This window comes from Promicromonospora thailandica (assembly GCF_024171955.1).
GTDB classification, from domain to species: Bacteria; Actinomycetota; Actinomycetes; order Actinomycetales; family Cellulomonadaceae; genus Promicromonospora; species Promicromonospora thailandica.
Genome location: NZ_JAMTCS010000015.1, coordinates 46,811 through 71,858, shown reverse-complemented (window position 1 = coordinate 71,858; position 25,048 = coordinate 46,811). Strand labels below are relative to the sequence as shown.

Below are 25,048 nucleotides of genomic sequence, written 5' to 3'. Positions count from 1 at the left end.
ATGTGGTCTTACCCCTTCGACCAGGTGGAGGAGGCCGATGTGACGTGGCAGTGGTCACAGCGCCCGGGGCGTCAGGCTCCCGGGTCGAACGGGATCCCGGCGGGCTTCATCCGCTCCAGCCACCAGGTGAAGTCGCCGTCGTCGATCTTGAGGCTCGCGGAGCCGAAGTCGGCCGCCGTCAGCCGGTCGCGCAGCGCTGTGCTCGGCCAGCCGTCCCAGCCCACCAGCGGCGGGTAGCGCCACGTGCCGTAGTGGTTCTCCGGCGGCTCGTCGTTGCCGTTCGCGAGCCGGAAGAGGTGCGTGCTCACCCCGTCCTTGTGGTAGACGACCTTGGGGTGCGTGCCGTCGAACCGCACCTGCGAGCGCGGGTAGGTGGCCGACCCGCTGTGCTCGGTGAGCGACACGTGCTCGACCTGGTTCGAGGACCGGTCCACCCACACGACGACGTGCTCCCAGTCGTGCCGGTGGCTGCCGATCGCGACGGGGCCGTCCATCGTCTGGTCCTTCTCGAAGTAGCTCGCGTACATGACGGCGCACCAGCCGTTGTTGCACTTCTCGCGCGAGTACGTCTGCGAGGCGTCCAGGTCCCACTGGTCGCGGCACTGCCCGTTGACGGCGCCGCCGATGCCGAGCCCGGGAGCGATCGTCCCGTCGGGGCCGATGGCGGACGTGGCGTAGCAGCCGTCGCCGTCGTAGTCGTAGGCGGGGGAGAAGGACTGCTCCAGCCCGGTCGCGTTCTGCGGCAGGTTGGGCGGCGGGTCGGCGTGCGCGGGGGCGCCGACGACGAGCGCGCCCAGGGTCAGCAGCAGGGTCAGCAGCAGGGTGAGCGGCAGGGTGAGCAGCGATCGGTCCATGACTGACCCTCCGGGCAGCGGGTGAAAGACAGGCCACCTGGATGCTAGGAGCGCGCCGCGGGCCCGGCAATGAGGGCTCCCACGTAGTCGCGCCGCTACCGTGAGGCCATGACCGAGCCGAGCGAGGTGCCGCCCGCACTCACACCGGGCTTCCACGGCCGCCCCCGTCCCGACGGCGTCGCCCTCCCGCCGGGGCAGTACGTCGAGGACGGGTTCCCCGTCCTGTCCGCGGGGCCGACGCCGAACGTCGGCGCCGCGACCTGGAGCCTGACCGTCACGACCGAGGCGGGCGCGTCGACGTCGTGGACCTGGGCCGACCTCATGGCCCTGCCGCAGGAGACGCCCACCGTCGACATCCACTGCGTCACCCGCTGGTCGAAGTTCGGCACGCGGTGGAAGGGCGTGTCCCTCGACGTGCTGCTCGCCGACGTGGAGTCCACCGCGGACTTCGCCATGGTCGGCTCCTACGGCGGCTACACGACCAACCTTCCGGTGGCCGACCTGCTCGGCGGCAAGGCGTGGATCGCGCACACCTTCGACGGCAAACCGCTGCACCCCGAGCACGGCGGCCCCGCCCGGCTGCTGGTGCCGCACCTGTACTTCTGGAAGTCGGCCAAGTGGGTGCGTTCGCTCACGCTCATGCCGACGGACAAGCCCGGCTTCTGGGAACGGCTCGGCTACCACGACCTCGGCGACCCGTGGCGCGAGCAGAGGTACCAGGGTGACTGATCAGGTGGGCGCTGAGCCGACGGCGACCGGGCGGCTGGGCAGCCGGTACGCGGTCCGCTCCGGGTGGCAGGTCGCGACCCTGGTGGGCCGGCGCGCCGAGAGCCCCTCGGCGGCGACGCTCGTGCTGGACGTGCCGGGCTGGCCGGGGCACCAGCCGGGCCAGCACGTGGACCTGCGGCTCACGGCGGGCGACGGGTACACCGCCGAGCGGTCCTACTCCCTGGCGAGCGCCCCGGACGGTTCGGGCCGGATCGAGGTCACGGTGCAGCGCGTCGTCGACGGCGAGGTGTCCCCGTACCTCGTGGACTCCTTCCCGGTCGGCTCCGCCGTCGAGGTGCGCGGCCCCGTGGGCGGCTGGTTCGTGTGGGACCCGGCGCGCGACGCCGGGACCCCCGTGCTGCTGCTCGCGGGCGGCTCGGGGCTGGTGCCGCTCATGGCGATGGCCCGCGCCCGGCGCGACGCCGGCGACCGGACGCCGTTCCGGCTGATCTGCTCCGTGCGCACCGACCAGGACCAGCTCTACGCCGACGAGGTGGCCGGGCTCGCGGCGCGCGGCGACGGCTTCGAGGCGCGGACGATCTTCACGCGCGCCGTGTCGCTCACGGCGCTGCGCGGGCCGCGGCGCCTGACCGACTCCGAGCTCGCCGCGTGGGGCTGGCCGCCCGAGCTGGAGCCGCGCGTGTACGTGTGCGGGCCGACCGGCTTCGTCGAGACGGTGTCGCGCATGCTCGTGGCGCAGGGTCACGACCCGTCGCGGGTGCGGACCGAACGGTTCGGGCCCGCGGGCGGCTGACCGTCCCCGTCCGGCAGGTCGCACCACATGGGCTGCAGGACGGGGCCGCCGTCCGGCAGCGGGACCGGTGTGCCGAGGTCGCGGAAGCCGTGCCGCGCGTACAGCGCGCGGTTGCGCGGCGTCGACGCCTCCAGGTACACGGGAAGGTCGAGAGATCGTGCGCGGCGCAGGCCCGCGCGCAGCATCGCCGACCCCGCGCCCAGCCCCCGACGGCGGGGCAGCGTGCCCATCGCTGACAGGTAGAGGTGCGGCGCCGCCGGGTGGCGTGCCGCCGTCGCGGCGAGGACGGCGGCGATGCGGCGGTCCGCGGCCGAGCTGCCGGGGAGCGCCGGGGCGGTCTCGGCTCCCGACCGCGGACCGTGCCAGAGCGAGGCGCCCACGGCCTCGTCACCGACGTGCGCGACCAGCAGCTCGCCGGCCGCGGCGGCGTCCCGGAGCGTGCCCGCGAGCAGCTCCCGGGTGCGCCGGACGCGCCGGTTCGGGTCGGGCTCGACCCAGGCGGACACCGCCTCGTCGGCGAACGCCTCGACGCACACCGGCAGCAGACGGCCGACCTCCTCGGGACGGGCGGGACGCACGGCGGTCCGCGCGCCCGGCATGGTGACCGCGCGGTCAGGTTCGGCGGGGCCGGGCTGCGTGAGGCCGGGCTGTGTGGGGTCGGGCTGCGTGGGGTCGGTGCTCATGCGTCCAGCCTCCGGGCGCCGTCTGCGCGGTGTGGAGTAGTTTCGACGCACAAGGGGGCGCGTCACGAAACCCGGGGAGGCGCCGTGCCGGCGAGCGAGTGCGTGGAGTGCGGGCGCGGGCTCGGCCCGGCGGCGGGCACGGGGCGCCCACGGCGGTACTGCTCCCGAGCCTGCCGGTCGCGCGCCTACCGCCGGCGCCGGGACGAGGGGCGCCGGGAACAGCGGCGCCGGGAACAGGGTCGCACGGGCGGAGCGCGCCGTCTCGGACCTCCGCCGGGCCCGGCGGCAACGGAGCGCCACCACCTCGTCGAGGTCGCCGTCGGGCTGGCGGACGCCGCGGGCGTGCGCGCGGTGACCCTCCGGACGGTCGCGGACCGTGCCGGGGTGCCGCTGACGGAGGTGCGCCGGCTGCTCGGCGGGCGGGACCGGCTCGTCGAGGCGATGGTGCAGCACCTGATGGCGGGGCCACGAGCCGGTCCGGCACGACCGGACGGCGGCGATCCCGCAGCTACCCTCCGAGCGCTCGCGCAGGCCGAGTGGGCGGCCTACCGGCGCCATCCCTGGCTCGTGCAGGTCCTGGCCAGCAGCCGGCCGCCCCTCGTGCCCGCCGTGCTCGACGCGGCCCGGACCGGCGTGGAGGCGTTCGTCGCGCTGGGCGTCGGCCCGCCGTCGGCCCTGGGCCGGTACGTGGCCCTGAGCGGCTACGTGCAGGGCATGGCCCTGCTGCTGCTCGCCGAGCACGACGAGGCCCGGTCGGCCACGTCGTACCCGGCGTGGTGGGTGCGGGAGCTGGACCGCCTGGAGCGCACCGGGGCGCGCAGACGGCACGGATGGCTCGACGCCGCCACCGGGGGCGCGCCGCCCGGCGCGTTCGGCAGCGACGTCGAGACCTGGTTCAGGGACGGCCTGGACCGGGTGCTGGCCGGGCTGGTGTCACTCCCGCCCGCGGGCGAGCCGTGACGGCCACCAGATCGCCCTGCCGATGTCGTACGACAGGGCGGGCACCAGCAGCGACCGCACGGCGAACGTGTCCAGCAGCACGCCGAACGCGACGATGAAGGCGAGCTGGGCGAGGAACAGCACCGGGATCACGGCCAGGGCCGTGAACGTCGCGGCCAGCACCAGCCCGGCGGACGTGATGATGCCGCCGGTCAGCCGCAGCCCCCGCAGCACGCCCTCCCGGGTGCCGTGCGCGATCGACTCCTCGCGCACGCGCGTCATCAGGAAGATGTTGTAGTCGATGCCGAGCGCGACCAGGAACACGAACCCGAACAGCGGCACCGCCGGGTCGGCGCCCGGGAAGCCGAGCACGTCGTTGAACACCAGGGCCGCGACGCCCATCGCCGTGCCGAAGGACAGCACGGTGGTGAGGATCAGCAGCACGGGCGCGAGCACGGCGCGCAGCAGCAGCATGAGGATCAGCAGGATGACGACGAGCACGATCGGCACGATGAGGGTGCGGTCCCGGATGGACGCGTCGTTCGTGTCGAGGTCGGTCGCGGACTCGCCGCCCACCAGCGCGCCGGGCAGCGCGTCGGCGTACGCGGCGCGCAGGTCGCGCACGGTCTGCTCCGCGGCCAGGGAGTCCGCGGCGTCGGTCAGGGTGCCCTGCAGCAGCACGTCGCCGTCGGACACCGTGGGCTCGGGCGCCGGGGTACCGGGCGGTCCGGCGGGCTGGACGCCGTCGGCGGTCACGGGCGCGGTGCCGCTGGGGGTGTCGGCCGTGACGGCCACCCCGTCGATCCCGTCCTCGTCGAGCAGCACGCCGGCCGCGGCCTCCAGCTCGGCCTCGGGCGCGACCACGTACACGGGGCTGCCGGACCCGGCCGGGAAGTGCTCGGCGAGCCGTTCCTGCCCGGTGCGGGCCTCGGAGCTGCCGAGCACGAGGTCGGACTGCGGCACGCCGGACGCCTGGAGCTGGGTGACACCCAGGCAGCCCAGCGCGAGGACCGCGACCGTGGTCACCCAGACGACGCGCGGCCGGGAGCTGACCAGGCGGGAGACCCGGCCCCAGAGCCCGGTCCGCGCGTCTGACGCGACCGGGCCCTCCGGGTCGTAGACGGGCCGGCGCGGCCAGAACGCGGCGCGGCCGAGCGCGAGCAGCACGGCGGGCAGCAGGGTGAGGGCGGCGAGCATGGCGAACGCGATGCCGACGGCGGCCACCGGGCCGAGCGTGCTGTTGGACCGCAGCTCGCTGAGCAGCAGGCACAGCAGGCCCGCGATGACGGTGCCGCCGGAGGCGAGGATGGGCTCGACCGAGCCGCGCAGCGCGCGCCAGGTGGCGGTCCAGCGGTCGGGGGTGCGGACCAGCTCCTCGCGGAACCGGGCGACGTACAGCAGGGCGTAGTCGGTCGCGGCGCCGATGACGAGGATGAAGAGGATGCCCTGGGTCTGCCCGCTCAGCAGCAGCACGCCCGCCCGGGCCAGGTGCCAGACCGTCAGCAGGGCGAGGCAGAGGGCGAACATGCTGGTCGCGAGCACGGCCAGCGGCAGCAGCAGCGAGCGGTAGACGATGACCAGGATGACCAGCACCGCGAGCAGGGCCACGCCGAGCAGCAGGCCGTCGATGCCCGCGAAGGCGGACACGAGGTCGCTGGAGAAGCCGGCGGGGCCGGTGATGTACACGTCCACGCCGTCGGGCAGGTCGGCGCGCAGGGTCTCGCGCAGCTCGGCGGTGGCGTCGCCCAGGTCGGCGTCGGACGAGAGGGGCACGAACGCCTGCGCAGCCGCGCCGTCCTCGGACGGGATGGCGGGCGACGCGCCGCCCGTGACGACGTCCAGGTCGCCGACGGCGGTCATCCGGTCGGCGAGGGCCTCCAGGTCGTCCCGGTCGAGCTCGCCGTCGGCGTCGGTGAAGACGACGACCGCGGGGATCGCGTCGCCGTCGGTGAAGTCCGTGAGCCGGTTCTGCACCTCCGTGGCCTCGGCCGTGGAGGGCAGGTAGGCCGTGCGGTCGTTGGACGACACCTCGTCGACGCGGCCGAAGTAGGGCCCGCCGATCCCGGCGCCGACGAGCCAGACGAGGATGAGGACGGCCGGGATGGTGACCCGGAGCCAGCGCGGGACGCGCGGTGCGGCGCTCACGTGGCACGCTCCCAGGCGGCGACGGCACCGGGCACGACGACGAACAGCGGGTGCGCGGCCGGCGTCGTCCCCGCCGCGACCAGGGCGGCGTGGTGCTCGGGGGAGCGGACGGCGAGCTTGCGCAGCAGGTGCTGCCACTCGTGGTCGAGCTGCCCCGAGGTCACGGGGATCCGCTCCGTCGACAGCGTGCGCTCGTCCGCGGGCCGGTGCACGCGGTCGGCGTCGAACCGGTACCCGTGCTCGGCCGCGGCGGCCCGCACGGCGTGCAGGTAGGCGCCGACGGCGGTCACGGGTTCCGGGTGCGCCCGGAACCGGTCGAGCTGCGGATGGGCGGTGTAGCCCTTCGTGCGGCCGAGCAGCACGGCCTGCGCGAGGAGTGCCTCGCGCCAGCACGCGGTGAGTCCCTGCCGGTCGAGCAGGGCGGGGTCCAGCGACCAGAGCCGCATCCGCAGCTCTCCTCTCCTAGAAGCGTTCAGGGCTATCACTAGCCAGGCTAGTTAGCCGGGCTATATTCAAGCATATGAAGCAACAAGCGACGCGCTACGATCCCAGCGTGGATCCGCACACCGAACCGCCCGTCACCGAACCGTCCATCATGGACCCGCGCGTGATGGACCCGCACGAGGAGCTCGTGCGGCGGTCCGGGCTGGACGACGGCGACGTCGACCAGGTGGTGCGCGTCCTGGAGGCGCTGCGCCACTGGCGGGAGACCGAACGGCGAGCGAGCGAGGCCTCCCGCCGCTACATGAACCTCGGCGAGACCGACATGAAGGCCGTCCGCTTCGTGATCGCGCTGCGCAACCAGGGGCGGGTCGCCACGCCCGGGGCGATCGCCGCGCACCTGGGCATCACCACGGCCTCGACCACCAAGCTGCTCGACCGCCTCGTCGCCGGAGGGCACGTCCGCCGGTTCCCGCACCCGTCCGACCGCCGCAGCCTCGCGATCGAGGTCAGCGACGAGACGCGCCGCGTGGCCCGGGAGACGGTCGGCCGCAGCCACGCCCGGCGGTTCGACGCCGCGGCCCGCCTCACCCCCGCGGAGCGCGAGATCGTGACCCGCTTCCTGGAGGACCTGGCGAGCGGGGACGCGTCGCCCGCCGGCGACGCGTCCCGCTAGGACCCGCGGGGCGTCAGAGGACGGCGCCCAGCGCCAGGACCACGACCAGCGCGACCACCGAGAGCACCGACTCCATGAGGGTCCAGGTCTTGAAGGTCTGGCCGACGGTCATGCCGAAGTACTCCTTGACGAGCCAGAAGCCGGCGTCGTTGACGTGCGAGAGGAACACGGAGCCGGCACCGACGGCGAGGACCAGGAGCGCCGCCTGCGTGGGGTCGAGCCCCGCGGCCAGCGGCGCCATGATGCCGGCGGCGGTGATCGTCGCGACGGTGGCCGATCCGGTGGCCACGCGGATGAGCGCCGCCACGAGCCAGCCCGCCAGCAGCGGCGTGATCCCGGCCTCGGCGATGCCGGAGGCGATGACGTCGCCGACGCCGGAGTCCACCAGCGTCTGCTTGAAGCCGCCGCCCGCGCCCACGATGAGCAGGATCCCCGCGATCGGCGCGAACGACGACCCGACGAGGTCGCCGAGCTGGGCCCGCGTGCGGCCCGTGCCGGTGCCGAAGGCGACCAGCGCCACGAGCGAGGTCAGGAGCAGCGCCACGAGCGGCTCGCCGAGGAAGGTCAGCACCGTGCCGTAGCCGGTGTCCTCGGCGCCGGCGATCTCGGTCACGGAGCGGGCCAGCATGAGGACGACGGGCAGCAGGACCACCAGCACCGACACGCCGAACGACGGCGTGCGCGCCGGGGTGGCGCCGTCGGGCGCGTCGCCGGCCACGGGTGCTTCGGGCACGCCCAGCACGGTGTCGGGCGGTGCCAGCCGCACCCAGCGGGTCAGCGGGATCGCGAGCAGCGGACCGGCGACCACCACGGTCGGTACGGCGACCAGCAGCCCGAGCCCGAGGGTGAGGCCCAGGTTCGCGCCGAGCGCGTCGATCGCGAGCAGGGGGCCGGGGTGCGGCGGCACCAGGCCGTGCAGCGCGGAGAGCCCGGCGAGGGCGGGGATGCCGACCAGCACCGGGTTGGACCGCAGCCGGCGCGCCACGATCATCACGACCGGGATGAGCAGCACCACGCCGACCTCGAAGAACAGCGGGATGCCGACCACGAAGGCGATGAGGGCCATGGCCCACGGCAGGCGCTGGGCCGGGGTGCGGTCGAGGATCGTGTCGACGATCCGGTCGGCGCCGCCGGAGTCGATGAGCAGCTTGCCGATGATCGCGCCGAGCGCGATGAGCACGCCGACGCCGGCCACGGTGCTGCCGAGCCCCGCGGTGAAGCTGGTGAACGTGTCGCCCAGGCCGATGCCGGCCGCGAGCGCGAGCACGCCGGACCCGAGCACCAGGGCCAGGAACGGGTGCATCTTGAGCCACACGATGAGCGCGACGATGACGGCGATGCCGGCCACGGCGGCCACGACGAGCTGCGGGGTCGAGGCGGCGGGCGCGGCGGCGTCGGCGGCCGCCGGGACGAGGGTGGGGGAGAGCGGCATCAGTGGTCCTCCGGGTCGAGCAGGCGGAGGATCTCGTCGACGATCTGGTCGGGCCGGGGCGCGACGTCGACGGCGAAGCCGGGCTCGTCGTCCGCCAGGGGCTCCAGCGTGGCGAGCTGGCCGTCGAGCATCTCGGGCTTCATGAAGTGGCCGGCGCGGCCCTGGATCCGGGTGCGGAGCAGGTCGTAGGAGCCCGTGAGGTGCACGAACCGGACGGTGCCGGGCGGGCCCGCGGTCTCCAGGAGCTCCCGGTAGTCGCGGCGCAGGGCGCTGCACGGCACCACCGCGCTGCGCCCGGCGGCCAGCTCGGCGGCGAACCAGTCGCGGATGCCGCGCAGCCAGGGGAGGCGGTCGGCGTCGTCGAGGGCGTGCCCGGCGGCCATCTTCGCCACGTTCTCGGGGGAGTGGAAGTCGTCGCCCTCGGCGAACGACGCCCCCAGGCGGCCGGCCAGCAGGGCGGCGACCGTGGTCTTGCCCGAACCGGCCACCCCCATCACGACGAGGGCCCGGGGTGCGGTGACGTCTGTGTCCATCCCCCCATCCTCACCCATTGGTGACACCATAACGACGTGATTCATATCACCAATCGGCTCAACTAGAGTGGGAGGATGCCTCCGGTGCTGCACAGTCCCGTCCTCGACACGCTGGGCCGGCGCGTCACCGGCGGCGAGCTGCCCCCGGGGACCGCGCTCACGCTCGACGGCATCGGCGCCGAGTTCGGTGTCTCCCGCACCGTCGCGCGCGAGGCGATGCGCCTGCTCGAAGGCCTCGGCCTGGTCCGGTCCGGCCCGCGGGTCGGCATCGTCGTGCTGCCCCACGACGCGTGGAACGTGCTCGACCCCCGGGTCATCGCGTGGCGGCTGGACGGCCCCGGCCGTGCGGCCCAGCTGCGCTCGCTCACCGAGCTGCGCCAGGCCGTCGAGCCGCTCGCCGCGGCCGGGGCCGCCCGGGCCGCCCCCGCCGCGGTCCGCGACGAGCTCGTCGCCACCGCACGGCGCCTGCGCGAGCTCGGCGAGGCCGGCCAGGGAGACGGCGACCCGTTCCTCGCGCTCGACGTCCGCCTGCACGAGCTCCTGCTGCGGCACAGCGGCAACGAGCTCTTCAGCGCGCTGTCCGACGTCGTCGCCGTGGTCCTCTCCGGGCGGCGGCACCTCGGGCTCATGCCGGCGCGCCCCGTGCCGGAGGCGCTCGACGCGCACGAGGACGTGGCCCGCGCCGTGGCCGCCGGCGACGCCGTCACGGCCGAGCAGGCGATGGCCCGCATCGTGCGCGAGGTGCGCGGCGCGCTCGCCGCGGACGCGCCGCCGGCGACCCTGGGCACGGACGCCCCTCCTGCACCAGAATGACGCCATGACCCCGCCCCACCGGCCACGACGACCGCGCGACCTGCGCGGACCCGTCGTCGCGTCGGTGGCCACGGCGGCCGCCCTGCTCTCGCACCTCGCGGGCGGCGGCGCCGCGCCGGGCTGGCTCGGCCTGGTCGTGCCCTGGGCGCTGTCCCTGACGGTGTGCACGGCGCTGGCGGGCCGCCGCGTCGCGCTGTGGCGCACCGTCGTGTCCGTCGCGCTGAGCCAGGTGCTGTTCCACACCCTGTTCGTGCTCGGCGCGACCGCCGCCGTCGCCCCGGCCGGGCACGCCGCCCACGGCGGGTACACGCTGCCCGCCCCGGCCGCGGGCGCCGACCCCTCGCCCTACCTGCCCGACCTGCTGCTCGCCGGGCCCGCCATGTGGCTCTGGCACGGTGTCGCGGCGGCCGTGACCGTGGCCGCGCTGTACGGCGGCGAACGCCTGCTCGACCGGCTGCGCGAGCAGGCCGCCCGCCTCGCCGGCCGGCTGCGGCGCGCCCTGCCCTCCCGCGCCGACGTCGCCCCGCCCGCCCCCGTCGTGCGCGTGGCCGTGCCCGACTGGTTCACCGGATCCTTCCCCGCCCGGCCCGAGGTGTCGCCGTCCCGGCGGCGCGGTCCGCCGCTCCCGCGCGCGACCTGACCCAGCACCTCCCGAGCACCGGCCGGCTCCGCCGCGCCGCCGCCCCTGCGCGCGCCGTCGCGCCCTGGGCAGGCGGCCCGGGCCGGTCCGTGCTGCCCTCAGACCCGAAGGCGGCCAGACGTGACCACGCAGACGACCTCCCGCACGACCACCGACCCGACGACCGACACGACACCGACCCCACCACCACCCCGGCGCGCTGCCGGGCGACCCGGCTGGTTCGGCGCCCTCCTGCTGCGCCTGCACTTCTACGCGGGGCTCCTCGTGGGGCCGTTCATCCTGGTCGCCGCCGTGAGCGGCGCCCTGTACGCCCTGACCCCGGCCCTCGAGCAGGTGGTCTACCGGCACGAGCTGACCGCGCCCGTCACGAGCACCCGGCTGAGCCTCGCCGACCAGGTCGAGATCGCCCGCGACCACGTGGGCGACCCCGGCGCGACGCCGTCCGCGGTCCGCCCCGCGCCCGGACCCGGCGACACCACGCGCGTCATGTTCGCCGACGCCCGGCTCGGCGAGAGCGAGTCCCGTGCCGTGCTCGTCGACCCCGGCACGGGGGAGGTGCGCGGCGACCTCACCGTGTACGGCACCAGCGGCGCCCTGCCGCTGCGCACGTGGCTCGACCAGCTCCACCGCAACCTGCACCTCGGCGAGCCCGGCAGGCTCTACAGCGAGCTCGCCGCGTCCTGGCTCGGGGTCGTGGCGCTCGCGGGGCTCGGCCTCTGGGTCGCGCGGGTGCGGCGGTCGCGGGCCCGGAAGGACTTCGTGCGCCCCGCGCGGGGACGCCGGGGGTACCGCGCGCTGTTCACCTGGCACACGTCCGTGGGGTTCTGGGTGGTGCTCGGCGCCCTGTTCCTCTCGGCCACCGGCATCACCTGGTCGCAGTACGCGGGCGGCAACGTCGACACCCTGCGCGGCGCGCTCGACTGGGGCACGCCCGCGGTCGACACGGACCTGCCCGGCGGGGACGCGCAGGCGGCCGGCGCCGGCGAGCACGCGGGCCACGGCGCGGCCGGCCCCGGAGGTGCTCCCGTGGGAGAGGTGGATCCCGCACTGTTCGACGCCGTGCTCGCCACGGCGCAGGCCGTCAACGTGAACACCGGTCTGGTCGAGATCACGCCGCCCGCGGCGCCCGGCAGCGCCTGGGTGGTGCAGGAGATCCAGCGCAGCTACCCCACCGAGGTGGACGCGGTGGCGGTGGACCCCGCGACGCTGCGCGCGGTGCACCGGGTCGACTTCTCGGAGTTCCCGCTCGCCGCGAAGCTCGCCCGCTGGGGCATCGACGCCCACATGGGGTCCCTGTTCGGCCTGCCCCACCAGCTCGCGCTGTTCGTCCTGGCGAGCGGCATCGCCGCGCTCGTGGTGCTCGGCTACCTCATGTGGTGGCGGCGGCGGCCCACCCCGCTGCGGGGCGGGCCGCCGCCGGAGCGGGACGTGCTGCGCGGCGCGCCGTGGTGGGGCGTCGCCGCGGTGCTCGCCGGGGCGGTCCTGGTCGGCTGGTGGCTGCCCCTGGTGGGCTGGACGCTGGCCGGTTTCGTGGTGCTCGACGTGCTGCTGGGCCTGCGGCGCAGCGGCACGACCAGCGGCGTCACGCCTCCAGGAGCACCTTGATCGCCCGGCGCTCGTCCATGGCGCGGTAGGCCTGCGCCACCTCGGACAGGGGCAGCGTGAGGTCGAAGACCCGGCCGGGGTCGATCTCCCGCCGCCACACCAGGTCGAGCAGGTGCGGCAGGTACGCCCGGACGGGCGCGACGCCGCCCCGCAGCCCCTTGTTCCCCCAGAACAGGGAGTCCACGGGCAGGTCGCCGTGCGGCACGCCGACGATGCCGATCGTGCCGCCCGGCCGCACCAGCTCGACCGACTGGGCCCGGGCCTCCCCGGTGCCGACGCACTCCAGGACCGCGTCGGCACCGATGCCCTCGGTGAGGTCACGCACCTGCGCCAGGCCCTCCTCGCCGCGCTCGGCCACGACGTGCGTGGCCCCGAACTCGCGTGCGACGCGCTGGCGGGGCTCGTGCCGGCTCATGGCGACGATGGTGGTGGCGCCGAGCTGCGCCGCGGCCAGCACCCCGCTGAGCCCGACGGCGCCGTCACCCACCACCACGACGCTCGAACCCGGTCGAACCCCCGCCGAGACGGCGGCGTGCCAGCCCGTGCACATCACGTCCGACAGGCTCAGCAGGCTCGGCACCAGGTCCGGGTCCGGCGTGCCGGGCGTCGCCACCAGGGTGCCGTCGGCGTTGGGGACGCGGACGTACTCCGACTGGCAGCCGTCGTAGCCCCCGCCGTGCAGGCAGTTGGCCTGCATGCCCGCGCGGCAGACCGCGCAGGTGTTGTCGCTGTGCAGGAACCCGCCGACGACGAAGTCACCGGGCCGGACGGTCGTCACGGCCGCCCCGACCTGCTCGACGACGCCGACGTACTCGTGTCCGATCGGCGTCGGCCGCCTGACCGGGGTGATGCCGCGGTACCGCCACAGGTCCGACCCGCACACGCAGGTGGCCACGGTCCGGACCACGGCGTCGGTGGGTTCCACGACCTCGGGGTCCGCCCGCTCCTCGAAGCGGACGTCCCCGGGCCCATGAATGATCGCTCCTCGCATGCCACCATTCACGCACGACCTGTCCAGTCGGGCTCAGCCCTGGGCGGCCGCGCGGACGGCGTCGGCGAGCGGTGTGGCCGGGCGGCCCAGGAGCCGCGCCAGGTCGTCGCTCGTGGAGTCGAGCGCGCCCGCGGCGATCGACGCGTCCAGCGCGGCGACGAACCCGGCCGTGCCCGCGTCGAGCCCCGCGGTGCGCAGCTCGGCGGCGAGGTCGTCCGCCGGGAGGTCGCGGTAGCGCACCGTGGTACCCGTCACCTCGGTGATCGTCGCGGCCAGCTCCGCCAGCGTGTACGGCGTGCCGCCGAGCTCGTGGACGACGACGTCGCCGTCGTCCCCCTGGAGCGCCGCGACGGCCGCCGCCGCGAAGTCGGCGCGCGAGGCGGCCGAGATCGGGCCGTCCGCGGCGGCGCCGACGATCTCGCCGCGCTGCAGGAACTCGTCCAGGCGCTCGGTGTAGTTCTCGTGGTACCAGGCGTTGCGCAGCAGCGACAGCGGCACGCCGGACGCGCGCAGCACCCGCTCGGTGCCCTGGTGCTCGCCCGCGAGCGGGCTGGTGGTGTCGTCCGCGTTGATGATGCTCGTGTACGCGATGCGCTCGACGCCGGCGGCGCTCGCGGCGTCGATCACGGCCGTGTGCTGGGCGACGCGGTTGCCCGGGTCGCTGCCCGAGACGAGCAGCAGCCGCTGCACGCCGGCGAGCGCCGCGGGCAGCGTCTCCGGGCGGTCGTAGTCGCCCTCGCGCACCTGGACGCCGAGGTCGGCGAGGTCGGCGGCCTTGGCGGGGGTGCGGGCGATCGTGACGACGTCCGCGGGGGCGACGCCGCGGCGCAGCAGCTCCGCGACGGCGAGGCGGCCGAGGTGTCCGGTGGCGCCGGTGACGGCATAGGTGGTCATTGAGTCTCTCCAGGGCGGGTGTGCTCGGACGGTTACGGGCAGATAGCACTAACGAATCGAAAGTACACCACATTCCGATGGCGCGGCGGTACCCTGGACCACATGGACACCACGGACCCGAGCGCCACGGACGCCAGCGCTGTGGACGGCCCCACCCAGGAGCTCGTGGTCGACGTGTTCGCGCGCGGGTGCACGTCGCGCGCCGCGTTCGAGGTGGTCACGTCCAAGTGGGCCTCGCTCGCGCTGCTGGCCCTGGGCGAGGGGCCCTACCGGTTCAACGCGCTGCGCCGCAAGGTGGAGGGCGTGAGCGAGAAGATGCTGTCCCAGACCCTCCAGGCCCTGGAGCGGGACGGCATGGTCACCCGGGACGTGGTGACCACGATCCCGCCGCGCGTCGAGTACGGGCTGACCCCGCTGGGCGAGCAGGTCGCCGTCCGGCTGCGGGCGCTCGCCGACCTGCTGGAGGCCACGGCCGCCGAGACGCTGCGGTCGGGCGCGCACGCGGAGTGACGCCACGGCGTCACGCGGGCGGCGCGCGCGAGAGCTTCGCGACGGTGGCGGACCGCGCGACGGCCGCCGTCGGCCCCCGGGGCTGAGCCAGGGGGGCCGACGACGGCCATCAGGTCGTGCGGGTCGAGCAGGTCACCGGCTCAGCGCCGTCGCACCTCCAGGGCCGACGTCGCCTCGGACGCCCCGAGGTCGTCCGTCCCCGCGTAGCTCGCGGTGATCGTCCAGTCACCGGCCTTCAGCAGCGGCGGCACCAGCACCTCGGCCTTGCCCTTGCGCAGCGTGACGGTGCGCTCGTACGGGTGGCGGTCGCCCTCGCGGGCCACGGTGACCTTCACCCGGCCGGACGGCGTCTCGTCCTGCGCCGAGACGGTGACCCGCACCAGGAACGGCTCCAGCAGGTGGACCGAGGCGGGCGCCGCGATCTCCGTGCTGGTGGTGCCCGGCAGCAGGTCGCCCGGGACCAGGTCGGCGACGGCGGTACGGTGCACGCCGCCCTCGTCGGTGCCCGCGTAGAGCCAGGCGCCGTCGGGGCTCACGGTCAGCGACCGCACCGACATCGCCGTCAGACCCTGCGACGCCGGCACCCACGTGGCGCCGCCGTCGGCCGAGACGAGCACGCCCGCCCCGTTGGCCGCCAGGCCGTACGGGCGCCAGCGGGCCGCGCCCGCGACCAGCAGCTCGCGGCCCGCCGCGGGGCCGTCCGGCACCTCGACGGACGCGAACGACGTGACCCCGGCGGAGGTGTTGGGCACCTCCGCGTCGGCGAAGGTCTTCCCGCCGTCGCGGCTGACCCGGATACCGGGCAGCTCCCCGACCACCACGTGCCGGGGATCGGCCGGGTCCACCCACACGGACCGGGCGGGGTCCTCGGTCAGGCGCGTGAGCGTCTTGCCGAGGTCGTCGGAGCGGTAGGCGCCGGACGACGTCGCGAGCCACACCCTGCGGGCGTCGGACGGGTCGGGCACGATCTGCTCGACGAGCATCCGGTGGTTGTAGGTGGTCCACGTCTCGAACCGGTCCGTGGAGACCATGAGGCCCGCCGCGCCGTCCGCCTCGTAGCCCACGAGCACCGTGTCCTCGGCGTGCGGGGAGACCGCCACCGTGGTGGGCGCGTACCCGCTGTTGGGGCCCACCACCTCGAGGTCGGCGTCGGCCCCGCCGGCGCCCGTGGTGAGGATGCGGCCCAGGCCGTTGGCGCTGGAGCCGACCGCCCAGACGTCGTGGTCGCCCAGCGGCGACTGCGTCACGGCGGTGACCTGCCGGCCGATGATGCCCTCGTGGCCGATCGAGCCCCAGTCCTGCGTGCCCTCGTCGAGGTCGGCCAGCGAGCGCTGGTGCAGGCCCTCGTAGTCGACGGCGCGCAGCACCGGCTCACCCTCGGCGTCGACGCCCGCGTGCACGTCCGACACGTCGGAGCCGGAGACGCCCGTCTTGGTCCACTCCTCGCCGTCCTGCGTGGTGTAGTACCCGGCGCCCTCCATCGCGACCACGAGGTGGTCGGCCGGGGTGCCCGGCCAGTGGTCCACGTCGGTGGCCAGCGGCCCGTACACGGGCAGCGGGTGCGTCTCCCAGGTGGTGCCGAGGTCGGTGCTCGTGCTGTAGGTCGTCAGGCCCATGGCGTACACGGTGCCCTCCGTCAGCGTGGTGACCGTGACGTAGGACTGGTCCGTGTCGGCGCCCTTGGTCCAGGTGGCCCCCGAGTCGCGCGAGGTCATCGAGACGCCGTCGCCGAGCACCACCACGGCGGCGGAACCGTCGGCCACGACACCCTGCGGGCGGTCGATGTAGTCGGTGGTGGCGTAGGTCTGGATGACCTCGCTGCCCCCGGACAGCACGTCGGCGACGCGGTAGACGCCGTCCAGCGTGGCGATCAGCAGGTCGTCGCCCGCGAAGGCGGCGCCGTTGACGAAGCCGGTCCAGGCCGGTGCGACGCGGCGCCAGCGCTGCCCGCCGTCCCGGCTGAGGTAGAGACCGTCCGGCGTGACGGCGGCCAGCGCGTCACCCTGGGCGACGAGCTCCTCGATCGCGACGTCCGGGAACGGCAGCACGGTCCAGGTGCGCCCGGCGTCCGCGGTGTGCACGATGCGGCCGGAGTACGAGGGGTCGAGCACGACCCGGCCCGCGGTGCCGTTCAGGGCCACGTAGAAGCCGCCGGGCGTCGCGGTGTCGGCCACGGGGATGCCCCAGCCGTCCGCGACGGGCATGCTGCGCACGCGCTCCCAGGTGGCGCCCTGGTCGGTGGTGACGAACGGGTGCACGCCGCTGCCGATCATGGCCAGGCCGGTGCCCGGGGCCGTGGGGGAGGTGGCCAGCTCGCGGGCCGCGCCCGACAGGCCGACCTGCTCCCAGGCGCCGGCCTGGTCGGAGCCCTCGGCCTGCACGCCGCCCGTGCCGGTCACGGTGCGCCCGGCGATGGTGGCGCGCGCGTCGAGCCCGTAGGTGCCGGGCTCGTCCAGCGGCACGGTGCCGCGGAACCAGCCGGGGTTGCCGCTGACGGTGGTCAGCGCGGTGGTGTACTGCGCTCCGGACGGCGCCGTGGCCCGCACGGTGGGCGGTGCCTCCGGGGCCATCGGGGCGTAGACGAACACCTCGCTGCTGCCGGTGGCCAGCGTCGGCGACGACTGGACCTGCAGCGGCCGTACGTACAGCGCGTACGGGACGCGCACGGTGCCGCCGTCGGAGGCCGTGCCGACGAGCACGCCGGACGTCTCGGCGTCGATCACGCCGCCCGCCTGCGGCGTGACGGTGAGCTCGACCGACGCGCTGCGGCCCGCGGCGATCCGCACGGACCGGGCCGACAGCTTCGCGGTGCCCGTGCTGTCGGCCGACGGCTCGGCGGCCAGGCGCACGGTGACGGCCTTCTTCCCGGAGTTGCGCAGCACGACGGTGCTGGTGCGCGTGGGCGTGCTGCCCATGTCGGCCAGGCCGAGCGAGAGCGCGTCGGGCGACGCGGTGACCCGCTGGTCGACGGCGGCCGCGACGTCGAGCCTGCCGGCGCCCTGGGTGGACGGCGACGCGTCGGCGTCGGCGGAGTCGAGCGGCTGCGCGCTGCCGACGAGGGTCGCGCGGAGCTGCTCGCCCGACAGCTCGGGACGGGCCTGCGCGAGCAGGGCCGCGGCGCCCGCGACGTGCGGGGCGGCCATCGACGTGCCGGACAGCCGGTACTGGTTGCCCTCCACCTCGAGGTCGGCCGGGATGTCGGACATGATCTCGAACCCGGGTGCCACGATCTCGGGCTTGAGCGTCATGGCGTCGCTCGGGCCGCGGGAGCTGAAGTCCGTGACCCGGTCGGTCTGGTCCACCGCGCCGATGGTGCCGCGGGCCGTGCCGGCCGCGACCTCGTCCTTGAAGGTCTGGTACAGGGACGAGTCGATGTTCATCATGACCAGGCTCTCGCGGCGCAGGTCGAACCCGCCGCCCGACAGCACGCTGGCGGTGCCCTGCGGGCCGACGCCGCCGTCGCCCCCCGGGTCGGTCGGGCTCGGCGAGTACAGCAGGGCCGCCACGGCGCCGTGCTCCTCGGCGAGCTGCGCCTGCAGCAGGTGCGGGCCGAGCACCTCGCCCAGGGTGCCCACGGTCAGGCTCTGCATGACGACGATCGCGCCGCGCACGTCGCCGGCCTGCTCGTAGTCCTCCTCCTCGAGGCCGTCCCCGACGTCGACCAGGCGGGCCGTGACGCCCTTGGCCGGCGGGTTGGCTGACATCGGGAACCGCGTCACGTCCAGCGGACGCCTCGTGCCGCGGGGGCCCGTGCCGAGCAGCGTCAGCGTCGGGTCGGACACGCCCGTGACCTGCGCGCCCACGGCGATGACGCCCTCGGCGGCGGCGGGGGAGCCGATGCTCTGGCCGTACGGCCCGGAGTTGCCGGCCGCGGCCACGACGACGACACCCTGGCGGGCGGCGGCGGTCGAGGCCCGGCCCAGCGGGTCGGTGCCGTCGCCCGGCGTGCCGAGGCTCATGTTGACCACGTCGGCCGGGTGCTCGCCCAGCGGGTCGGTGGCGGCCTCCAGCGCGAGCAGCAGGTCGTCCGTGGTGCCGGAGCCGCGGTAGTCGAGCGCCTTCCACGGCGTGAGCGTCACGTCGGGCGCCATGCCGGTGAGGTTGTCGCCGCCCGCGCCGACGATGCCGGCCACGTGCGTGCCGTGCATGTGGTCGTCCATGGGGTCGGCGTCGTCGTTGGCGAAGTCGTAGCCGTCCACGACCCGGTGGCCGGGGCCGAAGCCGCCGCCCAGGTCGGCCAGCGTGTAGTCGATGCCGGTGTCGATGATCGCGACGGTGCGGCCCTCGCCCTTGACGGGCACGCCGTCCGCGTCGTCGCGCTCCCAGACGTGCGGTGCCCCGGTGGCGGGGATGTTCGCCTCGTCGCCGAGGATGCGCACGGCTGCCGCCTCGGTGACCCGGGCGACGCCGGGCGCGGAGCGCAGCGCGGCGAGGTCCGCCGGGTCGACGGTGGCCACGACCGCGGACAGCAGGCCGGTGACCGCCTCGGCGTCCTCGAGCTCGACGCCCGCCCGCTCGATCCGGGTCGTGACGGTCTCCTGCGCGTCGGTGACCTCCTCGACGGCCGCGCGGTAGTCGGCCGCGAACGCGCTGCGGGCGCTCGCCGAGACGGAGCCCGCGGCCCGGGCGGCGGCGAGCTCCTCCTGGCCGACGACGTCGGCGGCCGTGGGTGTGTCGAGCTCGATGACGACCCGCACCGGCGCGTCGCCGGGGGCGGTGTCCGGTGGGGTGCCCGGCGCCGCGACGGCGGCTCCGGAGGACAGGACCAGGGAGGCCGAGACCAGGGTGCTCCCGAGGAGGAGACCCCGGCGCGGGCCGGAGAACAGAGGTTGCATGGGGGCTGTCTAGCCGCCGCCCGGGCCGGTGGGCAATGGGCGTAATGGCCGGAATCGGCCACTGGCCGGTACCGGCCGAAGATGTTTACACGCGCGTCACGCAGGACGGTGCTTTTCACCCGGTGTCACAGCCAGCCCCGGCGCACCGCCTGGACGCCCGCCTGGAACCGGTTGGCCGCTCCGAGCCGCCGCAGGAGGTCCGTGGTCCGCCGCCGCAGCGTACGCTCCGACAGTCCCAGCTCGCGCGCGATCGCCTCGTCCTTCGCCCCCGACGCGAGGAGCGCCAGCAGCGCCCGGTCGTCCTTGCCCGGACCCCGGTCCGGGGCGGCGGCCCCCGCCAGGTCGTCGGCCGCCGGGATCTCCACCGCGTCCGCCCACACCGCCTCGAAGGCGGCGCACAGCAGGTCCACCAGCGGCCCGCCCTCGACCACGACGGCGGCCGGCCGGCGCGGGTCCAGGTCCGAGCTCACCAGCGCCGTCCGCCGGTCCGCGATCGCCAGCTTCGTGGGCAGGCTGCGCGCGACCCGCGCCTGCTCGCCCGCCGCGGCCGCGTGCCGGATCTCCGCCCACGCCCCCGGCCGGTCCAGCACCTCGGCCGCGTACACCGCCCGCCACACCACGCCCCGCTCCAGCACCAGCGGCTCCACGGGGTTCTCGCTCGCCAGCACGTACGGCGGCCGGTCGAACGCCATGAACTCGGCCGTGACCTCGTGCTCCAGCCGCGTGTACCAGGCGCCGATCAGCGCCGGGTCGTCGATGACGTGCACCCCGCCGCCCGGGCCCGCCGTGTCCGCCGTCTGCTCGAACAGGCCCGCCAGGTCCGGGATCGTCGCCCGCACCCGGTCGAGCCGCGCCGCGGTCCGGTCGGTCAGCGCCCGCAGCGCCACGCGCGGGTCCACCGCCGTGTACTCGCCCTCGTTGCCCGCCGTCCGGTTGATCAGCCCCGCGGCCCGCAGCCGCGCCAGCATCGCGCCCGCGTCGGTCCCGGCCAGGGGCACGTCCCTCGCCACGTCCGCGACCCGCACCGTGCCCTGCGCCAGCACGTACCGGTACACCAGGCGGGTGTCGTCGTCGATGCCGACCGCCCGGAAGTCGCTGCCCGGCTCCGGCGTCGGCTCAAGCACCGGGTCGAGCTGTGGTTCTGGCGCCATGCGCGTCAGCGTAGTGCGGGTGAAGTCGCCCGGCCCCGCACCGGGCGCGCACTAGCGTGGGCGGGACTACCTTTCACCTCAGCGACCACCCCACCGGCCGCACCCGCACCACAGGAGACCCGATGGCCAACCTCACCGTGATCGAGCGGTCACCCGACCCCGAGACGCACCGGCCGGGACCCGGCTGGCCGTCGATAGCCACCTGGGTGCGAGCCCTGGGCCAGAGCCGCCTCGGCGCCCTCCTCCTGCTCGTCGGCACCCTCGGCGCCATCCTGTGGGCCAACGTCTCCTACGAGTCGTACAGCGAGTTCTGGGAGACCCACCTCACCGTCGGCGTGGGCGAGCTCCAGCTCGAGTTCACCCTGCACGCCCTCGTCAACGACGCCCTGATGGCGCTGTTCTTCTTCACCGTCGGGCTCGAGGTCCGGCGCGAGTTCGCCATCGGCGAGCTCACGAGCTGGTCCCGCGCCATGGTGCCCGTGATCGCCGCCGTCGCCGGGCTCGTCGTGCCCGCCGTCCTCTACGTGCTCATCGCGCGCGGCACCGGCTGGGAGAGCGCCTGGGGCGTCGTGATCTCGACCGACACCGCGTTCGTCGTCGGCGCGCTCGCGCTCATCGGGCCGCGCGCACCCGGACGGCTGCGCGTGTTCCTGCTGGCGCTCGCGGTGGTCGACGACATCGGCGCCCTGAGCATCATCGCCCTGGTGTACACCGAGCGGTTCGACCCGCTGCCGCTGCTCGTGGCCGCCGTCGGGCTGGTGGGCGTGTACCTGACACGCTACGTGCCCACCGGTCGCGGGCCCATCTATGCCACGCTCTCCATCGTCGTGTGGGGCGCGTTCCTCGCCTCGGGCGTGCACCCGACGCTCGCCGGCGTGGCCATCGCGCTGCTCGTGCCGGTGTACCGGCCCAGCCGGCGGGACGTGGAGCACGCGCTGACCCTCGCGCGCACGTTCCGGCAGTCGCCGAACAGCGACTACGCGCGGGCCGCGGCGAACAGCCTGCGCGAGTCCATCTCCATCAACGAGCGGCTGCAGTCCGCGTACGCGCCGTACGTCGCGTACGTGATCCTGCCGCTGTTCGCGCTGGCCAACGCGGGGGTCCGGATCGACGGCGAGATCCTGGCCGCGGCGGCCGGCTCGGCGGTGACCTGGGGCATCGTCGTGGGTCTGGTGGTCGGCAAGCTGGTGGGCGTGCTGGGGTCCGGCGCGGTCATGCGGGCGCTGGGCGTGGGTGAGCTCGGGCCCGGCCTCTCGCTCGACCGGCTGGCGGGCGGCGGCGCGCTGTGCGGCATCGGGTTCACCATCTCGCTGTTCATCGTGGACCTGGCGATCGACGACCCCGGCGTGCAGAACGAGGCCCGCGTGGGCGTGCTGTCGGCGTCGGTGGTGGCCTTCCTGGTCGCCGCGGTGGTGTTCCGGGTCTCCGACCGGCTGCACCCCGCGAAGGAGGCGGGCTCGGTGCTGCTGCGGCCGGTCGACCCGGCACGGGATCACGTCTACGGCAGGCCGGACGCGCGCTTCACGCTCGTCGAGTACGGCGACTTCCAGTGCGGGTTCTGCTCCAAGGCGTCCGGCGCCATCCAGGAGGTGCACCGCGAGCTGGGCGACGACCTGCGGTACGTGTGGCGGCACGCGCCGCTGGACCGCTACCACCCGAACGCGGTGGCGGCGGCCGAGGCGTCCGAGGCCGCGGCGCTGCAGGGCAAGTTCTTCGAGATGGAGCACAGCCTGCTCACCGACCAGGAGAACCAGCTCCCGTCCGACATCGTGCGGCGGGCGGCGGAGCTCGGGCTCGACGTCGACCGGTTCGAGCGGGACCTGGTCTCGCCCGAGGTCGCCGCGCGCGTGCGCGACGACGTGCTCGACGCCGAGGCGATGGACGTCTCGGCGGTGCCCACGTTCTTCGTCAACGGACGCCGGCACAGCGGCCCCTACGACGCGCAGTCCCTGATCCGGGCACTGCACGAGAGCGCGGGGACGTCCGTGCCGGAGTCGCGCTGAGGTTCAGCCGGCCCGTGCGGCGTCGCGCAGGCGCAGGGCGTCCTGGCTCGGCGGCAGCCCGAACTGGCGGCGGTACTCGCGGCTGAACTGCGACGGGCTCTCGTAGCCGACGCGCTGCCCGACCCCCGTCACGTCCCGCGGACGGGCGGCCAGGAGCAGCCGTGCCTGCTGCAGCCGGATGCGCTTCTGGAACTGGATGGGGCTCATCGCGGTCACCGCCTGGAAGCTGCGGTGGAACGCGGACACGCTCATGCCGGACAGGGCGGCCACGTCCTGCACCCGGAACGGCTCGGCGTAGTGCTCCTTGATCCAGCCGACGGCGCGGGACACGTGCGCCAGCCCGCTGTCGACCAGGCCGAGCTGGCGCACGGTGGCGCCCTGCTCGCCCGTGACCAGGTGCCAGAGGATCTCGCGGCGCAGCAAGGGCGCCAGGACGGCGGCGTCGCGCGGCCGGTCGAGCAGGCGCACGAGCCGCACGGCGGCGTCCACCAGCTCGGCGGGCGCGTCGCTGACCGCCAGGCCCGGCGCGGGCCCGCCCAGCGGCGGCAGCGCGCCGGGCGGCGCCTGCAGCAGCAGCTCGGCGATGAGGGCGGGGCGCAGCACCATGCCGACGCCGAGCGCGGGCCGGTCGGGGGAGACCCGCAGGAACTCGCCCGTGACCGGCAGGTCCACGCTCGCCACGAGGTACTGGCCCGCGCCGTACTCGAGCACGCGGTCGCCGACCGCGAGCCGCTTGGTGCCCTGGGCGATCAGTGCCCAGACCACGCCGGACATGCTCGGCGCCTCCGGCTCGGCCCTGCGCACGGCCGAGACGTGGACGTCCTCCAGCGCGGTCTCGACCGTGCGGGGCCGGGCGTGGCGGTCGATCAGAGTGCGCAGCTCCTGGAGGCTCACGGCGCCATCGTGCCACGACGACCCGGTGGAGGGCACGATCCGGGCGGTGCGGAGAGGATCAGGCAAGCCTCTGCGACGATCGATCTGGTCCGCGGAGGGGCCCCGGCGGTGTGATGGAGGGGTCGGGAGGCGCCGGGCCGTCAGGGGTCCGGACGCCGCACCGACCGGACACCGAGGAGAATCGTATGAACGTCGGACACGGCTTCCACGCCACCATGACCACCCGTCCCGGACAGGGGCGGGCGGTGGTCGACCTGCTGCTCGCGGCGCCGGCCATGACCCACCCGGACTGCGTCGTCTTCCTCGTCGGCCGGTCCGCGTCCGACCCCGACACGGTGCACGTGACCGAGGGCTGGACGACCGAGGAGGCGCACGGCGCGTTCGCCGCGACGCCCGAGGCGCAGGCCGTGATCACGGCCCTGCAGCCGCTGCTCGGCGGGGAGTCGGCCTACGTCGACGAGGTGCCCGTCGGCGGGAAGGCGACGTTCTGATGGCGCTCGTGCGCCCGGCCCGACCGCCGTTCGACCCGGAGCTCGCACCCGTGGTCGAGGCCGTCGGGGCCGTCGACCTGACCGCCGCCACCCTGCCGCAGATCCGCGGGTTCGCGGCGACGCCGCCGGACACCGTCGCCGCCGTCCTCGCAGGCCGGGGCGCCGAGCGGCGCGACGTCGGCACCACCGCGCCGGACGGCGGACCCGTGGCGCTGACGGTGCTGCGCCCGGCCCGGCGGGCGCCGGGCGTCCTCGCGCCCGCCGTCCTGTGGCTGCACGGCGGCGGCATGGTGATGGGGGACCGGTTCTCCCAGATCGACGTACCGCTCGACTGGCTGGAGCGGTTCGGCGCGGTGGTCGTGACGGTGGACTACCGGCTGGCCCCCGAGCACCCCGCGCCCGCCGGGGTCGAGGACGGGTACCGGGCGCTGTGCTGGCTGGCCGAGCACGCGGGCGAGCTCGGCGTCGACCCGGCGCGCCTCGTGGTGGCGGGGGTCAGCGCGGGTGGCGGCGTGGCGGCCGGCGTCACGCTGCTGGCCCGCGACCGCGGCGGCCCGCGGGTCGCCGCGCAGGTGCTGTCGTGCCCCATGCTGGACCACCGCGACGACACGACCTCGAGCCACCAGTACGCGGGTGGGCCCGCCACCTGGACGCGGGAGCAGAACGCGTTCGGCTGGGCGGCGCTGCTGGGCGAGGGGCACGAGGGCGGGCGGGACGGCGTGCTGCCGTACGCGTCGCCCGCCGTGGCCGAGGACCTGTCCGGCCTGCCGCCCACGTTCGTCGACGTGGGGTCGGCCGAGGTGTTCCGCGACGAGGACGTGCGGTACGCGTCGCGGATCTGGGCGGCCGGCGGAGACGCCGAGCTGCACGTGTGGCCCGGGGGCTTCCACGGGTTCGACGTGGCCGTGCCGGCCGCCCGGCTGTCCGTGGCGGCGCGCAGCGCCCGCACGGCATGGCTCGCGCGGGCGCTGGGGGTGGCCTGAACGGGGCCCGAGC

The 25,048-nt window shown here is 75.4% G+C and carries 22 protein-coding genes; 11 read left to right on the top strand and 11 right to left on the bottom strand.

What is annotated here, in order from left to right:
• Positions 1-71: 71 nt before the first annotated feature.
• Positions 72-854 (bottom strand): NPP1 family protein, encoded by a 783-nt coding sequence (locus tag APR03_RS21935; RefSeq protein WP_253839291.1) that lies wholly within the window; start codon positions 852-854, stop codon positions 72-74.
• A gap of 108 nt (positions 855-962) precedes the next feature.
• Between APR03_RS21935 and APR03_RS21930 the strand changes: the two genes are divergently transcribed.
• Positions 963-1,583, top strand: coding sequence for a sulfite oxidase-like oxidoreductase (locus APR03_RS21930; RefSeq protein ID WP_253839289.1), 621 nt, complete (start codon positions 963-965; stop codon positions 1,581-1,583).
• Positions 1,576-2,376, top strand: coding sequence for a ferredoxin reductase (locus tag APR03_RS21925; protein ID WP_308216531.1), 801 nt, complete (start codon positions 1,576-1,578; stop codon positions 2,374-2,376). Before APR03_RS21930 ends, APR03_RS21925 begins: the two co-directional genes overlap by 8 nt.
• Here the strand turns inward: APR03_RS21925 and APR03_RS21920 are convergent.
• On the bottom strand, positions 2,325-3,059 hold the full coding sequence (locus APR03_RS21920; RefSeq protein ID WP_253839287.1) for a GNAT family N-acetyltransferase: 735 nt from the start codon (positions 3,057-3,059) through the stop codon (positions 2,325-2,327). The genes APR03_RS21925 and APR03_RS21920 overlap by 52 nt on opposite strands.
• Positions 3,060-3,143: 84 nt before the next feature.
• Here APR03_RS21920 and APR03_RS25370 point away from each other — a divergent pair, with 84 nt between their 5' ends.
• Positions 3,144-4,019, top strand: a complete 876-nt coding sequence (locus tag APR03_RS25370; protein WP_253839285.1) for a TetR/AcrR family transcriptional regulator — start codon at positions 3,144-3,146, stop codon at positions 4,017-4,019.
• On the opposite strand, the gene APR03_RS21910 is transcribed toward APR03_RS25370, so the two are convergent.
• Together APR03_RS21910 and APR03_RS21905 are read right to left on the bottom strand one after the other, a co-directional pair.
• Positions 3,993-6,143 (bottom strand): MMPL family transporter, encoded by a 2,151-nt coding sequence (locus tag APR03_RS21910; RefSeq protein ID WP_253839283.1) that lies wholly within the window; start codon positions 6,141-6,143, stop codon positions 3,993-3,995. The two genes, APR03_RS25370 and APR03_RS21910, sit on opposite strands and share 27 nt — an antisense overlap.
• Positions 6,140-6,589 (bottom strand): pyrimidine dimer DNA glycosylase/endonuclease V, encoded by a 450-nt coding sequence (locus tag APR03_RS21905; protein ID WP_253839281.1) that lies wholly within the window; start codon positions 6,587-6,589, stop codon positions 6,140-6,142. The genes APR03_RS21910 and APR03_RS21905 overlap by 4 nt, the downstream gene beginning before the upstream one ends.
• 107 nt (positions 6,590-6,696) lie before the next feature.
• On the opposite strand from APR03_RS21905, the gene APR03_RS21900 reads away from it, so the two are divergent.
• On the top strand, positions 6,697-7,260 hold the full coding sequence (locus tag APR03_RS21900; RefSeq protein WP_253839279.1) for a MarR family winged helix-turn-helix transcriptional regulator: 564 nt from the start codon (positions 6,697-6,699) through the stop codon (positions 7,258-7,260).
• Positions 7,261-7,273: 13 nt separating this feature from the next.
• On the opposite strand, the gene APR03_RS21895 is transcribed toward APR03_RS21900, so the two are convergent.
• The gene (locus APR03_RS21895; RefSeq protein ID WP_253839277.1) at positions 7,274-8,692 is read right to left on the bottom strand and encodes a GntT/GntP/DsdX family permease; all 1,419 of its coding nucleotides are present in this window, start codon (positions 8,690-8,692) and stop codon (positions 7,274-7,276) included.
• The gene (locus tag APR03_RS21890) at positions 8,692-9,225 is read right to left on the bottom strand and encodes a gluconokinase (RefSeq protein ID WP_253839275.1); all 534 of its coding nucleotides are present in this window, start codon (positions 9,223-9,225) and stop codon (positions 8,692-8,694) included. The genes APR03_RS21895 and APR03_RS21890 overlap by 1 nt, the downstream gene beginning before the upstream one ends.
• A 75-nt stretch (positions 9,226-9,300) precedes the next feature.
• On the opposite strand from APR03_RS21890, the gene APR03_RS21885 reads away from it, so the two are divergent.
• The 3 genes from APR03_RS21885 (at position 9,301) to APR03_RS21875 (ending at position 12,283) form a co-directional block, all read left to right on the top strand.
• Entirely contained in the window at positions 9,301-10,038 is a 738-nt protein-coding gene (locus tag APR03_RS21885; RefSeq protein WP_253839274.1) for a FadR/GntR family transcriptional regulator, read from the top strand.
• 4 nt (positions 10,039-10,042) lie between these two features.
• Positions 10,043-10,678 carry a hypothetical protein gene (locus APR03_RS21880; protein ID WP_253839273.1) on the top strand — a complete coding sequence of 212 codons (636 nt, stop codon included), beginning with the start codon at positions 10,043-10,045 and terminating at the stop codon, positions 10,676-10,678.
• 120 nt (positions 10,679-10,798) lie between these two features.
• On the top strand, positions 10,799-12,283 hold the full coding sequence (locus APR03_RS21875) for a PepSY-associated TM helix domain-containing protein (protein WP_253839272.1): 1,485 nt from the start codon (positions 10,799-10,801) through the stop codon (positions 12,281-12,283).
• On the opposite strand, the gene APR03_RS21870 is transcribed toward APR03_RS21875, so the two are convergent.
• Positions 12,261-13,274, bottom strand: coding sequence for a zinc-dependent alcohol dehydrogenase family protein (locus APR03_RS21870; protein WP_253839271.1), 1,014 nt, complete (start codon positions 13,272-13,274; stop codon positions 12,261-12,263). The two genes, APR03_RS21875 and APR03_RS21870, sit on opposite strands and share 23 nt — an antisense overlap.
• A gap of 33 nt (positions 13,275-13,307) precedes the next feature.
• The gene (locus APR03_RS21865) at positions 13,308-14,168 is read right to left on the bottom strand and encodes an SDR family oxidoreductase (protein WP_253839270.1); all 861 of its coding nucleotides are present in this window, start codon (positions 14,166-14,168) and stop codon (positions 13,308-13,310) included.
• Between the two features lie 102 nt (positions 14,169-14,270).
• Here APR03_RS21865 and APR03_RS21860 point away from each other — a divergent pair, with 102 nt between their 5' ends.
• Complete coding sequence (locus tag APR03_RS21860) at positions 14,271-14,678, top strand: winged helix-turn-helix transcriptional regulator (RefSeq protein ID WP_253839269.1); 408 nt, start codon at positions 14,271-14,273, stop codon at positions 14,676-14,678.
• A gap of 140 nt (positions 14,679-14,818) precedes the next feature.
• On the opposite strand, the gene APR03_RS21855 is transcribed toward APR03_RS21860, so the two are convergent.
• The gene (locus APR03_RS21855) at positions 14,819-19,513 is read right to left on the bottom strand and encodes a S8 family serine peptidase (RefSeq protein WP_253839267.1); all 4,695 of its coding nucleotides are present in this window, start codon (positions 19,511-19,513) and stop codon (positions 14,819-14,821) included.
• Between the two features lie 125 nt (positions 19,514-19,638).
• Positions 19,639-20,664 (bottom strand): TrmB family transcriptional regulator, encoded by a 1,026-nt coding sequence (locus APR03_RS21850; protein ID WP_253839265.1) that lies wholly within the window; start codon positions 20,662-20,664, stop codon positions 19,639-19,641.
• A gap of 122 nt (positions 20,665-20,786) precedes the next feature.
• On the opposite strand from APR03_RS21850, the gene nhaA reads away from it, so the two are divergent.
• Positions 20,787-22,667, top strand: coding sequence for a Na+/H+ antiporter NhaA (gene nhaA, locus APR03_RS21845; protein ID WP_253839263.1), 1,881 nt, complete (start codon positions 20,787-20,789; stop codon positions 22,665-22,667).
• Between the two features lie 3 nt (positions 22,668-22,670).
• On the opposite strand, the gene APR03_RS21840 is transcribed toward nhaA, so the two are convergent.
• Positions 22,671-23,561, bottom strand: coding sequence for an AraC family transcriptional regulator (locus APR03_RS21840; RefSeq protein ID WP_253839261.1), 891 nt, complete (start codon positions 23,559-23,561; stop codon positions 22,671-22,673).
• Positions 23,562-23,746: 185 nt separating this feature from the next.
• Here APR03_RS21840 and APR03_RS21835 point away from each other — a divergent pair, with 185 nt between their 5' ends.
• Both APR03_RS21835 and APR03_RS21830 read left to right on the top strand, forming a co-directional pair.
• Positions 23,747-24,052: a putative quinol monooxygenase gene (locus APR03_RS21835; protein WP_253839259.1), complete on the top strand. Its 306-nt coding sequence runs from the start codon at positions 23,747-23,749 to the stop codon at positions 24,050-24,052.
• Positions 24,052-25,035, top strand: a complete 984-nt coding sequence (locus APR03_RS21830; RefSeq protein WP_253839258.1) for an alpha/beta hydrolase — start codon at positions 24,052-24,054, stop codon at positions 25,033-25,035. The genes APR03_RS21835 and APR03_RS21830 overlap by 1 nt, the downstream gene beginning before the upstream one ends.
• Positions 25,036-25,048 lie beyond the last annotated feature (13 nt).

Coding starts and splice junctions, on each gene's coding strand:
- APR03_RS21935 (WP_253839291.1), bottom strand. CDS start 854: ATGGACCGATCGCTGCTCACCCTGCCGCTCACCCTGCTGCTGACCCTG.
- APR03_RS21930 (WP_253839289.1), top strand. CDS start 963: ATGACCGAGCCGAGCGAGGTGCCGCCCGCACTCACACCGGGCTTCCAC.
- APR03_RS21920 (WP_253839287.1), bottom strand. CDS start 3,059: ATGAGCACCGACCCCACGCAGCCCGACCCCACACAGCCCGGCCTCACG.
- APR03_RS21905 (WP_253839281.1), bottom strand. CDS start 6,589: ATGCGGCTCTGGTCGCTGGACCCCGCCCTGCTCGACCGGCAGGGACTC.
- APR03_RS21895 (WP_253839277.1), bottom strand. CDS start 8,692: ATGCCGCTCTCCCCCACCCTCGTCCCGGCGGCCGCCGACGCCGCCGCG.
- APR03_RS21890 (WP_253839275.1), bottom strand. CDS start 9,225: ATGGACACAGACGTCACCGCACCCCGGGCCCTCGTCGTGATGGGGGTG.
- APR03_RS21885 (WP_253839274.1), top strand. CDS start 9,301: ATGCCTCCGGTGCTGCACAGTCCCGTCCTCGACACGCTGGGCCGGCGC.
- APR03_RS21880 (WP_253839273.1), top strand. CDS start 10,043: ATGACCCCGCCCCACCGGCCACGACGACCGCGCGACCTGCGCGGACCC.
- APR03_RS21870 (WP_253839271.1), bottom strand. CDS start 13,274: ATGCGAGGAGCGATCATTCATGGGCCCGGGGACGTCCGCTTCGAGGAG.
- APR03_RS21865 (WP_253839270.1), bottom strand. CDS start 14,168: ATGACCACCTATGCCGTCACCGGCGCCACCGGACACCTCGGCCGCCTC.
- APR03_RS21860 (WP_253839269.1), top strand. CDS start 14,271: ATGGACACCACGGACCCGAGCGCCACGGACGCCAGCGCTGTGGACGGC.
- APR03_RS21855 (WP_253839267.1), bottom strand. CDS start 19,513: ATGCAACCTCTGTTCTCCGGCCCGCGCCGGGGTCTCCTCCTCGGGAGC.
- APR03_RS21850 (WP_253839265.1), bottom strand. CDS start 20,664: ATGGCGCCAGAACCACAGCTCGACCCGGTGCTTGAGCCGACGCCGGAG.
- nhaA (WP_253839263.1), top strand. CDS start 20,787: ATGGCCAACCTCACCGTGATCGAGCGGTCACCCGACCCCGAGACGCAC.
- APR03_RS21835 (WP_253839259.1), top strand. CDS start 23,747: ATGAACGTCGGACACGGCTTCCACGCCACCATGACCACCCGTCCCGGA.
- APR03_RS21830 (WP_253839258.1), top strand. CDS start 24,052: ATGGCGCTCGTGCGCCCGGCCCGACCGCCGTTCGACCCGGAGCTCGCA.